8 protein-coding genes are annotated in these 15,458 nt (G+C 48.9%); 6 read left to right on the forward strand and 2 right to left on the reverse strand.

The window, feature by feature from the left end; all coding sequences use genetic code 11:
* Positions 1-10: 10 nt before the first annotated feature.
* Both KFF03_RS13545 and ettA read right to left on the reverse strand, forming a co-directional pair.
* Positions 11-379 carry a PilZ domain-containing protein gene (locus tag KFF03_RS13545; protein WP_255857460.1) on the reverse strand — a complete coding sequence of 123 codons (369 nt, stop codon included), beginning with the start codon at positions 377-379 and terminating at the stop codon, positions 11-13.
* Between the two features lie 297 nt (positions 380-676).
* A complete protein-coding gene (gene ettA, locus KFF03_RS13550) occupies positions 677-2,338 on the reverse strand; it encodes an energy-dependent translational throttle protein EttA (RefSeq protein ID WP_255857461.1) in 1,662 nt (553 codons plus the stop codon).
* Positions 2,339-2,568: 230 nt separating this feature from the next.
* Between ettA and KFF03_RS13555 the strand changes: the two genes are divergently transcribed.
* From KFF03_RS13555 to putP, 6 genes are all read left to right on the forward strand, one after another.
* The gene (locus KFF03_RS13555) at positions 2,569-6,663 is read left to right on the forward strand and encodes an EAL domain-containing protein (RefSeq protein WP_255857462.1); all 4,095 of its coding nucleotides are present in this window, start codon (positions 2,569-2,571) and stop codon (positions 6,661-6,663) included.
* A 145-nt stretch (positions 6,664-6,808) separates the two neighbouring features.
* The gene (locus KFF03_RS13560) at positions 6,809-7,528 is read left to right on the forward strand and encodes an ABC transporter substrate-binding protein (protein WP_255857463.1); all 720 of its coding nucleotides are present in this window, start codon (positions 6,809-6,811) and stop codon (positions 7,526-7,528) included.
* Between the two features lie 160 nt (positions 7,529-7,688).
* Positions 7,689-8,951 (forward strand): serine hydroxymethyltransferase, encoded by a 1,263-nt coding sequence (gene glyA / locus KFF03_RS13565; protein WP_255857464.1) that lies wholly within the window; start codon positions 7,689-7,691, stop codon positions 8,949-8,951.
* A 157-nt stretch (positions 8,952-9,108) separates the two neighbouring features.
* Complete coding sequence (locus KFF03_RS13570; protein ID WP_255857465.1) at positions 9,109-9,915, forward strand: AraC family transcriptional regulator; 807 nt, start codon at positions 9,109-9,111, stop codon at positions 9,913-9,915.
* Between the two features lie 109 nt (positions 9,916-10,024).
* Positions 10,025-13,204 carry a bifunctional proline dehydrogenase/L-glutamate gamma-semialdehyde dehydrogenase PutA gene (gene putA, locus KFF03_RS13575; protein WP_255857466.1) on the forward strand — a complete coding sequence of 1,060 codons (3,180 nt, stop codon included), beginning with the start codon at positions 10,025-10,027 and terminating at the stop codon, positions 13,202-13,204.
* 101 nt (positions 13,205-13,305) lie between these two features.
* Complete coding sequence (gene putP, locus KFF03_RS13580; RefSeq protein WP_255857467.1) at positions 13,306-14,766, forward strand: sodium/proline symporter PutP; 1,461 nt, start codon at positions 13,306-13,308, stop codon at positions 14,764-14,766.
* The last annotated feature ends 692 nt before the right edge of the window (positions 14,767-15,458 follow it).

A 15,458-nucleotide genomic window follows, 5' to 3' on the forward strand; every position in this document is an offset into this window, starting at 1 on the left:
ATATCGTATATCAGCGTTTGCGGATTAACTCACCCAGCTCACGATTGACTTCAGCCGGATCTTGCAGATTATATTCCAGTAAACGGCGCAGTGTGGTCAGGCTGTCGAGATCCATGGAATCACAGGCGCAACCGACCACATCATCATCAATATGTGTGACCGAACACATCATGGTGATGGATTCATCTTCGGTCAGCTGTAACACAACCTTAACCTGCTGTTCCAATGACCACTGAGCGTTTTCCGGCACAACCAATAAAATGCCGCGTAAACTAATATCCAGGCAATGTGTTTCCTGAGTATGATGGTTATCACTAACCTGTACCCGCTGGAAAAAATGCACACGCTGAAACTGGCGTTGTTCTGTAGATGGCTCCATAAATGAGAACTCTTTACTGCTACTTATGACTTAGGTTTAGCTGATTTATCGTCGTTCGCAACTGAAACAGTGAATCTATGTGCATTGGAATGAACTGTCTGGAAGTAAGCAGGTGCTTTTCCCCGCCGCCCCGAAGACACGTTTATCGTAAAAACGGTATCCAATTAAGTACAGATTGTTTTTTGTAGCAACAACAGGATGTTGTGGTAGCTCAGCAGGGCCAGGGATGGCCCCTCTGAGCGGCGGCAGAAAAATAATCTGTACTTAAATAGTCAGATCATTTTGCCAAAGACGTGTTTACGCCAAACGCTTATATTTCATCCGTTTTGGCTGAGCGTCGTTGCCCAAACGTTTCTTACGATCTTCTTCATATTCGGTGTAGTTACCTTCAAAGAAGTTCACCTTAGAATCACCTTCATACGCCAGAATATGCGTGGCAATACGATCCAGGAACCAACGGTCGTGGGATACCACCATCACAGTACCCGGGAAGGCATCAATCGCCTCTTCAAGAGCACGTAAGGTTTCCACGTCGAGGTCATTGGACGGTTCATCGAGCAGCAATACGTTAGCACCCTGCTTCAGTGTATAAGCCAACTGCAAACGACCACGTTCACCACCGGATAAATCACCCACCCGCTTCTGCTGATCGCCACCTTTAAAGTTAAAGCGACCAATATACGAACGGCTTGGGTATTCTTTGCCATTGATGTTAAGCATATCCATACCGTCGGAGATGGCTTCCCAGACGGTTTTGCTGTCATCCAGCTCTTCACGTAACTGTTCAACAAAAGCCAGGTTAACGGTTTCGCCCATGACCACTTCACCGGAATCTGGCGTTTCGGTGCCGTTGATCATCCGGAACAGGGTTGATTTACCCGCACCGTTACCACCCACGATGCCAACAATGGCGCCAGCCGGAACGGTAAAGCTCAGATCATCAATCAGCATACGATCGCCGAAGGATTTGCTGACGTTATGGAACTCGATGACTTTGTCACCCAGGCGCGGACCAGGTGGAATATAAATTTCGTTGGTTTCATTGCGCGACTGGAACTCACGCGAGTTCATCTCTTCGAAGCGCGCTAAACGGGCTTTGCTCTTAGCCTGACGACCTTTCGCGCCTTTACGTACCCACTCAAGCTCATGTTTGATGGCTTTGGTGTGGGCTTCTTCTTCTTTCTTCTCTTGCTCTAAGCGTTTCTCTTTGGTTTCCAACCAGGTGGTGTAGTTACCCTGATACGGAATACCGTGACCACGATCCAGCTCAAGAATCCACTCAGCACAGTTATCGAGGAAATAACGGTCGTGGGTGATAGCTACCACGGTGCCCGGATATTCCTCCAGGAACTTCTCTAACCAACCGACCGATTCAGCATCCAGGTGGTTGGTTGGTTCGTCGAGTAACAACATATCCGGCTTGGACATCAGCAGGCGACATAACGCCACACGGCGACGCTCACCACCCGACAGCTTAGTCACATCCGCATCCCAAGGCGGCAAGCGTAACGCGTCCGCCGCAATTTCCATCTGACGGTCGACATCGTGACCACCTGCGGTTTCGATAATGGCTTCCAGACGACCCTGCTTTTTCGCCAAGGCATCAAAGTCCGCGTCTGGTTCCGCATAAGCCGCATAGACTGCATCCAGCTCTGCTTTGGCATTCATCAATTCGGCCAGGCCATCTTCGACGTTACCTTTTACGTCTTTATTTGGGTCCAGTTCCGGTTCCTGCGGCAGATAACCGATATTCAGATCCGGCTGCGGGCGCGCTTCACCAATAAAGTCGGTATCAACACCCGCCATAATCTTCAACAGCGTGGATTTACCAGCACCATTGAGGCCCAATACGCCAATTTTAGCGCCCGGAAAGAAAGACAAAGAAATGTCACGCAGAATTTGACGCTTAGGCGGCACAATCTTGCCCAGGCGGTTCATGGTGAATACGTATTGAGCCATATAAATATCTACCCCAAAGAATGAATAGGAGTATTTTAACAGGCCAATCAGGCAGAAGGCACCTGAGAATTAAGAAGGCTGAAGAATATCGGTCTATACTGCTTTAAGGCCAGGCGTAAATTGAACGTGTGCACTGGACAACACATAAAATAAGTTTCAATCGGATTGTAATGGGCTTCACTTTATCTGGCATCAAATCGGGGGGGAAAGATCATCATTCATCCATCAGGATGAATGCCCCATTGCTATTGCTGAGCTTTATTTTTTTGCTGGCCGTATTGGCTAACAATACCTACCAGCAATGGAATGACGGTCAGCAGCGCTTCAGTGACAATGTGACTCGTACGGTTGCTAATTATTCTGAGCAGGCAGGGTTGCTCTCCAAAGCAGGGCTGCATGCTAATCACCTGTTCACTCAAACACATCTACCCCAGCTCAATCGTTATATTGCAACGAACGACAACACAAATGAAACCGCTCTTTGGCAAAGTATGTCGACTGCGTTTTTTAACCTGACCGGCTTTTTTGTTTTTCATGAAGATGGCACGTATCAAAAACACCAGGGGCAACTGCTCAATCAACTTGAAATCCCCGCAATTAGCGCTGAAGTCAGGCAGCAAGGGCCTGAAGCCGGTATATTTTCACTGCGCTACGGTAACCGGGGCGGTTACTATCTATACAGTGGTTTTGAAGTCAATAACAAAACCTATCTGCTGGTTGTACGACGTTCTTACAGTAAATTCTCGCAGATTGTTTACGAAGGAGATTTCCCTGGTTTCGAGTTGGCCATTATTGATCGCCGCACTAATCGTATTTCCATTCGTGAGCAGTATTTCGCCAGTTCCGGGGCCCAGCCAGAGCTAACCCAGGGTGAGCAATTGCGGATTATCACCCGCGTCAGTTTAAGCAATACGCCCTGGGACTTAATTGCCTTACCCGAAGAAAAAGAGCAGCAAAGTCTGCTGTGGGATCATATACAAGAGCCCTTATTAGTACTGCTTATTTTTGTTGTTCTGGTTTCAGCCTTATGGGGGTATATGCGACGCAGTGAACAACGTTCTCAGAAGTTAGATGCCTTACGCAAAGAGACCGAGGTTCGTGCCGATAAAGCATTAATGTCAATTGACGACGCACTGATATCCACAGACAAATCAGGTGTGATTAACTACACCAATCCCAAAGGGGCAGCGCTTATTCGCTCCAATGGTATTGCAGACTTCAATGGTAAAAAACTGAATGATGCCTGGCCAGAAAGCAATGCACTTTGGAACCGCGGGCTTGATATTGCTGAACTGGAGTTGTTACACGATAGTGGCCACAAGCTTGTTGCTCAGGTTGGTGGCGAACAGCGTATTTTCGAACAACGTTATAACCCACTGTACAACGCCGATAGCATTGAAGGTGTTGTCTGGCTGTTGCGAGATATCACAGAATCAGAACAAGCCACTTTGGCTTTGTCCGAAAGCCAGTCCCGATACAAAGCGTTATTTGAAGAAGCAGGTGTTGCCCACTGCCTGATTGATATCAGCAATTATCAGGGGCGCCTTGATGAACTGGTATTGGTAAGCGCAAATGAATCTGCTATTCGCTTAACTCAGGCAAGAGACTTACGGCATTTATTAGACAAATACCCACAGCTGATTACATCAGCTGCCAAAGACTTCCGTCATGCAATTGACCGTGCGATGGAACTTCGCCTTGAAACCACAGAGTTCGAAGTACAGCTGACAACGTTCGAGGGAGTGAAGATTGATGTATGGGCAAATCTGTCCTTACATTCTGGTTCGGATGGTATCGCCCTGATGACCATGCTGGACATTACTGAAAGAAATCAGATCGCCAACGCAACCAAAGAACGTGAGCATTTCTGGTCGACGGTCATGTCGGCTATGCCAGACCTTATTTATGTGATTGATCTGGACGAGCAGTTAAATCAAAAAATTCTGTTTGGTAACCGAAAGTTATCCAGCATGCTGGGTTATCCGGACATACCAGAAAGAAAAGTCTCCTGGAAAGAATTAATTCACCCCGAAGATATTCCGTTATTACAGAATGAGCTGACTATCAGGCGGGAGTTACTTCCAGGCCAAACCAAAACGTCACAAGTCAGAATGAAACATCATGATGGCAGCATTCGTGTAATGAAGTTTTATGACACCCCTTTTCATTTCGATGAGGATGGTAATGTCACCCGTTATATCGGAACTGCACGCGATGTAACAGAAGAAATCGAAGCGCAGGAAATTATTGTCGAAAGTGAACGGCGCTATCGATTATTAGCTGAAAACATCAGTGATATTATCTGGGCGACTGACCAACACTTAACATTCAATTTTGTCAGCTCGTCGGCTGAGAAAACACTGGGTTACAAACCTGATGAATTATTAAGAGAAGGGATTTTTTCGATTTTCAGGCGTAATGATCTGAATCATCTGATTAAAAAATTAAAGCGACGAATTCGTGATACCGAACATACTTCCAATATAAAAAATTCAGAAATCATTCGCCAGGATATAATGGCATCTTGTAAATCCGGAGAAGAAAAAATACTGGAGATCCAGGCAAGCTTATTATGGAATGAAAACAAACAATTACAGGGTATTTCTGGTATTGCCCGAGATGTTACGGAAGCACGGCAACTGGAAAAAGAACTGCAGCTGGCGGCCGAGGTATTCCAGAACTCCAATGAAGCGATTCTGATTACTGACAAGAACATGAACATTGTCAGTACCAACAAGGCATTTTCGAAAATAACCGGCTACGACGTTCACACCATTGCAGGTAAAACACCTGACTTCCTGATTTCCGGCGAACACCACGATGTCAGCTTTTTTGAGGAAATCGGCAAATCTCTGGTGATTGATGGTTATTGGCAAGGCGAACTTTTCTTCCGCCATGCCGACCATAAAATGCGCACGGGTTGGGCTGGTGTCAGTGCTATTCGCGACGAAGAACGTGAAGTCCAAAGCCTGATTGTTATTATGTCAGACATAACTGACCGTAAGGCCATCGAAGAGCGCATCCATAAACTCGCCTACTTCGACCCTCTGACGGGCCTGCCTAACCGAAGCCAGTTGCATGAGCAATTAGAAAACATGCTACACCAGGCACGCGTTAAAAATGAAGCGGTCGCACTGTTATTTATCGATCTGGATCGTTTTAAACCTATTAACGATTCCATGGGCCACCCGGCTGGCGACCAGGTCTTAAAAGAAGTCGCGGGCCGTCTGCAACACTGCATAAAAAAACAAGATCTGGTGTGCCGTATGGGGGGGGATGAATTTACCATTGCCATCAGTGGCCAGAAAGATGGGGAGTCTGCCGCCGATACCGCTGTCAAAGTGGGTGAAAGAATTATTCATGCGCTGCATCAACCATTCCGCCTTGGTCAACGTGAAGTTTTTATCAGTGCCAGCATCGGTATTTCTATTTTCCCTGATGACAGCGACAGCGTTATCGAACTGTTAAAAAGTTCTGATATGGCGATGTACCATGCAAAAGAACAAGGCCGCGATAATGTTCAGTTTTTTAATCAGAAAATGAACCAAAAAGCGGTTGAGTTACTGGAGCTGGAAAATGATCTTCGTCACGCGCTCAAACGCAATGAACTGGAATTGTACTTCCAGCCTCAATACCGCAGTGCGGACAGCATCGTAGTTGGTGCCGAAGCCCTGCTGCGATGGCATCACCCAACTAAGGCATTCGTTTCACCGGGAACGTTTATCCCCATCATGGAAGATACCGGACTCATCATCCCGATTGGCGAATGGGTGCTTGAACAGGCTTGTCTTCGTTTTGCACATTGGCATCAACAGGGTTATCAGATAGAACGCGTTGCGGTCAACGTGTCAGCGCTACAATTTAAGCAAGACAACTTTATTGAACGAGTCAAAGCGGCCATCAGCAAAGCAGAAATCCAGCCATCACAGCTTGAGCTGGAACTCACCGAGAGTATCCTGATTGATGATTTGGAACACACTCTGGATGTTCTTAATGCACTGGCTGAACTGGGTGTGCACACGGCGATTGATGACTTTGGCACCGGTTATTCCTCACTGAATTACCTGAAACAATTCCCGGTAGACACATTAAAAATTGACCAGAGTTTTATCCGCAACCTGCCCGACAATACTGACGATGCACAAATAACACGTACCATTATTGCGATGGCTCATAACCTGGGAATGGGGGTGATTGCTGAAGGTGTTGAAACCAAAGAGCAGTTGGCATTTTTGCAACAGGCGGAGTGTGAAGAGGTTCAGGGCTTCTATTTCAGTAAACCGGTTCCTGAAGAAGCCTTCCTGAAAAGTCTCCAACGTGTTTAACGTTTCAAAGTTCTCTCTGGCTAAAAAACAGAGCGCCGGCTAACTGTCACTTCTGCCATTCCTGAAAACATCAACAAAGGACGGGAAAACCCTGTCTACACTCAAAGCAACCCTTAACGTTCGCATGATTTCAGGAGTCCAGCCCATGAGATCACTGGTTACCCTAATACTGTTGTTATGTTGCCTGCCTGCAAAAGCAGAAACCGTAACCGCGGCACAAGACCCATGGCCTCCATTTATTGATGCAGATGGTCAATCCGGCATCTCTATCGAATTATCCCGGGCTGCCCTGGCCACTCAGGGATATCAACTCAACATGAAAATTCTTCCCTGGAGCCGGGCATTAAATGAAGCACGCAGCGGTCACATCGACTTATTGATCGCCACTTGGAAAACGGCTGAAAGGCGCAAGTTTCTGTATTTTAGTGAAGCCTATGCGATCAACAAGATCACCTTTATCTCGCGTGCTGAAGAACCGTTTGAATATACGGGCCTGTTCAGTTTAAAAAATAAGGCCGTGGGTGTGGCAAGAAATTACGGCTATGGTGATGCCTTCAACCATTCCAAACTCTTCAAACGCTATGAAGCAAACGACCTGGTTGCCAACCTGAAAAAACTGTCCCGCCATCGTATCGACGTCACACTGGATGATGAAATCGCCGCTCGTGCCCTGATGAAGGCCAAGGGGTTTGATACCTCAGCATTCCATTTTTCTCAGACCCCGTTGTCGCAAAACCCACTGTATGTCACCAGCGGCATTGCCAACCCGAAAAGTAAACGTTTGATTGAAGCCTTTAACCGCGGCCTCAAAACGATCAAAGATAACGGCACCTATGATGCCATTATGAATAAATACGGCATGTAGCACGCCAGCCAGACTATGAAATCCTGTCACTCAGTTTATGACACCTTCTCAAGTGCCACACGGCGCACTTTAGGGTAGAATGCTCGCCTAAAATTTTTCGCAAAAACTCAACTACCAAGTCAGTTTTTGCACGATTTATTGACTTAAGAGGACCAGCTGCATGTTTAGCCGTGATATGAACATTGCCGATTTCGACCCAGCGTTATGGGAAGCGATGAAAGCGGAAGACGCGCGTCAGGAACACCACATCGAACTGATCGCATCCGAAAACTACACCAGCCCTCGCGTGATGGAAGCTCAAGGCTCTCAGCTGACCAACAAATACGCCGAAGGCTACCCGGGTAAGCGTTACTACGGTGGCTGCGAACACGTTGATGTCATCGAACAACTGGCTATTGATCGCGCGAAAGAACTGTTTGGCGCACCTTATGCCAACGTTCAGCCACACTCCGGCTCTCAAGCTAACGCGGCTGTCTTTATGGCGCTGTGCCAACCAGGCGACACCATTCTGGGCATGAGCCTGGCACACGGTGGCCACCTGACTCACGGTGCTGCAGTATCTTTCTCCGGTCGTATCTACAACGCGGTTCAATACGGTCTGAACCCGGAAACCGGCGAAATTGACTACGCCGAAGTAGAGCGCCTGGCACAAGAACATAAGCCAAAAATGATCATTGCGGGTTTCTCCGCCTACTCTCGTGTGGTTGACTGGAACAAGTTCCGCGAAATCGCCGATGCCGTTGGCGCTTACCTGTTTGTAGATATGGCCCATATTGCTGGCTTAGTTGCGGCAGGCGTTTACCCAACGCCGGTTGGTATCGCCGACGTCGTGACCACCACCACTCACAAAACTCTGCGTGGCCCACGTGGCGGTCTGATTCTGGCGAAAGAAGACGAAGAGCTGAACAAAAAGCTGAACTTCGCGGTATTCCCTGAATCCCAGGGCGGCCCGCTGATGCACGTGATTGCTGCAAAAGCAGTGTGCTTCAAAGAAGCTATGTCAGAAGACTACAAAGCGTATCAGGCTCAAGTGGTTAAAAACGCTCAGGCGATGGCAGACACCTTTATTGCACGTGGTATCAACGTGGTTTCCGGTGGTACCGACGATCACCTGTTCCTGGTTGATCTGATTGGCAAAGAGTACACGGGTAAAGATGCTGACGCTGCACTGGGCCGCGCCAACATCACAGTGAACAAAAACTCTGTACCCAACGACCCTCGCTCACCATTTGTTACTTCGGGTCTGCGTATTGGTTCTCCAGCGGTAACCAGCCGTGGCTTCAAAGAAGCGGAATGTGCAGATCTGGCTAACTGGATCTGTGACGTATTGGACGGCTTAGAAAACGGTAACTCTGAAACCGTAGAAGCTGAAGTCAAAGCCAAAGTTGTGGCTCTGTGTGAGAAGCTTCCAGTTTACAAATAATCAGATCAATCACCGTTGATCAAACAAACGCCCTGATGAATATTTCATTGGGGCGTTTTTGTTTCTGCCTCCCGATTCCTCATATTGCGTACTTTCCCGAATGGAAATACATCGTATTAATCCCTAGTGTTAACACATCAGAATTTTGGAACCTGTTATGTGGACCATTGGTGCCAGCCGGGTGCAATCACTCGAATCACAACCCCACCGTCATCACCATCATCATCACCAAGTGGTTTTGGGACTCACGGGTGAGGTGTGGTTTGATCTGCCGCCGAACCAGCAACAACATTTTGGCCCAGGCTTTGGTTGTTTGGTGCCGAGTAATTGCGACCATGCCTTTTATGGAGAAGGCAACAATACCGTCGTTGTGATTGATGTCAGCGCCCATGATGGTTCGAATCATCTGATTGATGCCAGCCTGTTCGATCAGCTATTTGCTGAGCCTCGCTTTATTGAGCTGGATAATAACCTGCAATCTTTGTTGCAGTGTCTGGCACAGGAATTAACCCAGCGCCCCCACGATGTTCAGCTGCAACAGCATATCAGTGGCTTGTTATTACACAGTTTGTTTCACCGAATAGCACCGTATCAGCAGCATCCTTCTGTCAGCTCCAGTCGTATTGACCTGGCGATGCTGGATCAGCTGATTGCCAACCGCCTGACCGAAAAACTCAGCGTTGATGAATTGGCCCGAGCCTGTCACATGAGTGCCAGCCAGTTTCACCTGCGTTTTCGCCAGCTGACCGGAATGACACCGTACCAATATGTTATCCAACAGCGAACACAACAAGCCGCCTGGTTATTGCAGAACTCGTCGATGAAAATCAGTGCCATTGCTACGGAAACCGGCTTTGCCAATCAAAGCGCCCTCACCCACGCCATTAAAGCACGCTTCAGCACCTCCCCCGGACAACTACGACAAAAGTCACAGACAATGGCGAAAAATCATCCAGAACCATAGTTTTTGACAAAAGCGCCAGATTTTTCTGCAAGTTTTCTCCAACCAGTCCGCGTACCTTGGACGGTCAGAACCAATATTTGACCAAACAGATAACAATAAGGAGGGCACGATGAGCGATTTTGATGTAGCCGTGCTGTTCTCAGATTCAGAAAAACTGTCTGCTGATGACTGGTATCAGGCGATTGAAAACCAATACGCCGTCGACGAAGACACCTACCTGTCACAGCTGACAGAACTGGCTGAGCCAAGCGATGGTTTCCGCCACACCAGCGAAGCCCGGGCGCGTAAAATTGTTGAAGCGATTCGTGCCGAAGGTGATGTTGCCCACGCGGTGGATAAGTTATTGCAGGAATACAGCCTGGATAACGAAGAAGGCGTGATTCTGATGTGCCTGGCCGAAGCCCTGATGCGTATTCCGGATGCGGAAACCGCCGATGCCCTGATTCGCGATAAGTTATCTGCTGCTGCCTGGGACGAGCACATGGGTCGCTCCGACTCACTGCTGGTTAATGCTTCCACCTGGGGGCTGATGCTGACCGGCAAGGTCACCGGCATTTCTAACCGTGAAAGCTCTCCCGGTAACCTGCTCAGCGGTCTGATTCAGCGTGCCGGAGAACCTGTGATTCGTGCTGCCATGAATCAGGCAATGAAAATCATGGGCAAGCAGTTTGTATTAGGTCGCGGCATTGATGAGGCGATCAAAAACAGTAAAAGTTACCGCGCCAAGGGTTACACCTACTCCTTTGATATGCTCGGTGAAGCGGCTTTTACCGATGCCGATGCGGAACGTTATTTTATTGCTTACCGTGATGCGCTGCGTACCCTGGCCAAGAGCAAAGAAAAGAACACCTGGCGTGATGACCGCCCGGCTCCGAGTATTTCGATTAAATTATCCGCTCTGCATCCGCGCTATGAAGAATCCCACCAGCATCTGGTGATGGCCGAATTGGGCGCTAAAGTTGCCAGCCTGGTGGAAGAAGCGCGTCAGCACGATATTGCGCTGACCATTGATGCTGAAGAAGCCGACCGCTTAGAGCTGTCATTGCGTCTGTTTAAGCAGGTTTACCAGAGCCCAGCCGTTCGTGGCTGGGACAAATTTGGCTTAGTGGTACAAGCCTATTCCAAACGCGCAACCGCGGTATTGGGCTTCCTCAATGCATTAGCCGCCGAGCAAGGCGATGAAATTCCGGTACGTCTGGTAAAAGGTGCTTACTGGGACAGCGAAATCAAACACGCCCAGCAGCAGGGTCTGGCCGATTACCCGGTGTTTACCCGCAAAGAGAACTCCGATGTGTCCTACCTGGTGTGTGCCCGCTACCTGTTAAGTGAGCAAACCACCGGCAATATTTATCCACAATTTGCCACTCATAATGCGCAAACCGTTGCCAGCATTGCCGAGTTAGCAGCACTGAATCCAAGTCGTGCGTTTGAATTCCAGCGCTTACACGGCATGGGCGATGCGTTATACGACAACCTGCTGACTCAGGATCGTATTAATGTGCGTATCTACGCCCCGGTTGGCGCGCACAAAGATTTATTGCCGTATCTGGTACGCCGCCTGTTAGAAAACGGCGCCAACTCGTCGTTTGTTCACCGTCTGGTGGATGCAAATACGCCGGTATCCGAACTGGTGCAGTCGCCAGTGGCACTGGCAACCCGTCATGCGGTATTCCGCAATCCTAAAATCCCGCGTGCCGCTGAATTGTTCAGCGACCGCCAGAACTCACAAGGTTACAACCTCGCTGTGGCATTTGAACGTACCCCGCTGCTGGAAAGCATCCAGGCATTTAATCAACAACAATGGCAACAACATCCGCTGATTGATGGCAAAGCTGTGGAAGGCGGTGACATTTATGCGGTCGTCAGCCCGTATGACCGCAACCAGAAGGTCGGTGAGGTTAGCTGGGCTACCGCTGATCAGGCCAAACAAGCGCTGGATATTGCCGATGCCGCCTGGTTTGACTGGAACCGTACGTCCGTCGTAGAGCGTGCTGCGTATCTTGAGCGCATGGCTGACCTGATGGAACAACACACTGATGAGCTGATGGCATTATGTGCCCGCGAAGCGGGTAAAACTCTGCAAGACAGCATTGATGAAATTCGTGAGGCAGTCGACTTCTGCCGTTATTACGCCCAGCAAGCGCGTGATGGTATGCAACTGCCAACTCGTCTGCCAGGGCCAACGGGCGAAAGCAACGAGCATTACTACGAAGGCCGTGGCGTATTCCTGTGTATCAGCCCGTGGAACTTCCCACTGGCGATCTTTATTGGTCAGGTAGTGGCAGCTCTGGTTGCGGGTAACACCGTGTTAGCCAAGCCCGCAGAATCCACCTCGTTAATTGCCGGTCGTGCGGTACAGCTGCTGCACGAAGCCGGTGTACCGGGCGCTGTGGTACAGCTGCTGTGTGGTGCCGGAGCTACCATTGGTAATGCACTGGTACCAGACTCGCGTATCACGGGTATTGCTTTCACCGGTTCCACCGAAACAGCACAACATATCAACCGCACCTTAGCCGCACGTGACGGCGCACTGGCGACCTTTATCGCCGAAACCGGTGGCCAGAACGCCATGATTGTTGACTCCACTGCTCTGCCAGAGCAGGTGGTGGCTGATGTCATGGATTCAGCCTTTGCCTCAGCCGGACAGCGTTGTTCCGCATTACGTGTATTGTGTGTGCAGGAAGACATCGCCGATCGCATTATCGAGCTGATCGACGGCGCACTGCAGCGCATCGAAATCGGCAATCCACAAAGCTACAGCTGTGACTGTGGCCCGGTGATTGATGAACGCGCCCGTTCTGGCCTGGTAAATCATATCGAACGCTGGCGTACTGCTGGCCGGGTACTGGCCGAAGCCAAACTGCCAGACAGCTGTGCCAACGGCTACTATGTTGCACCGGTAGCGATTGAAATCAGTGACATTGCCGATCTTGGCCGCGAACAGTTTGGTCCGGTTCTGCACGTACTGAAATACAAAGCCAGCGAGCTGGACCAGCTGATCAACAGCATCAATGCCACCGGCTATGGCCTGACACTGGGCATTCACAGCCGTAACGAAGCCACCGCCAGCTATATCGAAAGCCGTGTGCGAGTCGGTAACTGCTACATCAACCGCAACCAGATTGGTGCCGTGGTAGGTGTTCAGCCGTTTGGTGGCCGAGGATTATCCGGTACCGGCCCCAAAGCCGGCGGTCCGAACTATCTGAAACGATTTGCAACCGAGCGCGTTCGCACGATCAACACCACCGCAGTGGGTGGTAATGCATCGCTGCTATCGTTGGATGACTGATTTTCTGTAACGGTCTGAACCTAACAAGAACTTTAATCAAGAGCCGGGCAATCGGCTCATTTACTATAAAAACGACGTAATACAAGACTCAGGAGCGCAGCATGGACATTAATGTATCAACGCTGATTACCTTTATCGCCTACCTCGGAGCCATGCTCTGGATTGGGGTGTGGGCATACCGTAAAACCAACGACCTGTCCGACTATATTCTCGGTGGCCGTTCCCTTGGTGCCTGGCCGTCGGCGTTATCTGCCGGTGCTTCCGATATGTCCGGCTGGCTGTTATTAGGCATGCCGGGCTATGCCTACGCCGCCGGTTGGGAAGCCTCTTGGCTGGCCGGTGGCCTGCTGTTGGGTACTTATCTGAACTGGCTGATTGTGGCACCGCGCTTACGCGATTATTCCGAAGCCGCTGGCAACAGCCTGACGCTGCCACAATACTTCAGTAATCGCTTTAATGATCGGGTATTGATCCGTTCGATTGCGGCCTTCTTTATTCTGATGTTCTTCCTGTTCTATACCAGTTCCGGCCTGGTTGCCGGTGGTAAGTTGTTTGAAACTGTATTTGGTCTGGACTACACCGTTGCGGTCACCGTTGGCACCATCGCGGTTGTGTCATACACATTCTTTGGTGGCTTCTTAGCGGTTTCCTGGACTGACTTAGTACAGGGCCTGCTGATGGCTGCAGCTCTGGTCATTGTGCCTATCGCGGCGTTCACCGCTGTGGGTGATGGCCCCAGCGCGCTGATGGCGGCGAAAAACCCGGAAATGCTGGATGCCTTCACCAAAACCGATGGCACCGCACTGGGTCTGATGGGGATCATTTCGCTGGCGGCATGGGGCCTGGGTTACTTCGGTCAGCCACATATTCTGGCACGTTTTAAAGCGATCAAAAGCCGTGCGGATATTCCACAAGCACGCCGTATTGCGGTGAGCTGGACCTTTATTGGTCTGATTGGTGCGTCTCTGGTGGGTGTCGCCGGTATTGGTTATTTTGATACGCCACTGGCCGATTCTGAAACCGTATTTATGGATCTGGTACAGGCACTGTTCCACCCATTAGTCGCTGGTATCTTACTGGCGGCAATTCTGGCGGCAATTATGTCTACTGCTGACTCTCAGCTACTGGTATCATCCTCTGCTCTGACCGAAGACTTCTACAAAGAATTAATCAATAAAGACGCCGACGACGCACTGCTGGTGAAAATTGGCCGTTTCGCGGTAGCCGGCATCGCCATCATTGCCTGGGCACTGGCCCTGAATCCGGATAGCTCTGTATTAGGTCTGGTGTCTTATGCCTGGGCTGGTTTTGGTGCCGCATTTGGTCCGGCAGTGATCCTGTCCTTGTTCTGGTCACGTATGAACCGCCAAGGATGTCTGGCCGGTATTCTGGTTGGTGGTATCACGGTTGTGGTCTGGAAACAGCTGACCGGTGGTGTATTCGATGTGTATGAAATTGTACCGGGCTTTATCTTTGCCACCATCGCGATTATTGCGGTGAGCCTGGCCACTCCCACTCCGGAACAAGAACTGCTGGATACCTTTGACGAGGTTAACGGCTAACCGTTTTGATTGAGCTTCACAGCTGAATCATCCCGCCATGCCTGCTTCACCTCCAGGCATGGCATTTTATGTATTAACCAGCTTCTACTTCTACACTTGAAAGTAAGAAACCGGATGATAAAGTCAGTGACGAAACAGAAACACAACGTCCCAGTTACCTGCATCACAAGGCACCTTGTTGTGCCCATCTATCAGTAAACTTGTGTTGATATTTTCAGCAAACCCACCTTTGTGAAGCTCTACATGACCAAACGCCAATTACAGTAGCTGACACACTGAAATATAAAGTCCTGAATCAACTTTTATCGAACAATAACGATTTATTGTGATTTCAAAGACTTATTCTTCACTAATGTACGATCAAATTAATTCTAATCATGACCCACTAAAACGGTGAGAAAACAAAATATTAAAACAAACAATTAAACCACTACTGCCGAATCCTGACAGGCAAAAAAAAATAAAAATATGATACCAATATCAAAAATTTAATAACGTAATTTAAAAATATCGAAATTGCAGGTAATTCATAAATAGTACTTAATACAAAAATCACGGAAATCACCAACAAATGTTTATAAAAAGCACCAATATTAATCATTTCAGAATTGCAGTTTTCACATGATAGATATGTGCTTTTATCAGGATTGAATTTAAACCTGTAAAAAAAACCATGTTTATGACTGCAATTC

It is taken from the genome of Bacterioplanoides sp. SCSIO 12839 (assembly GCF_024397975.1).
Classification (GTDB): Bacteria; Pseudomonadota; Gammaproteobacteria; order Pseudomonadales; family Oceanobacteraceae; genus Bacterioplanoides.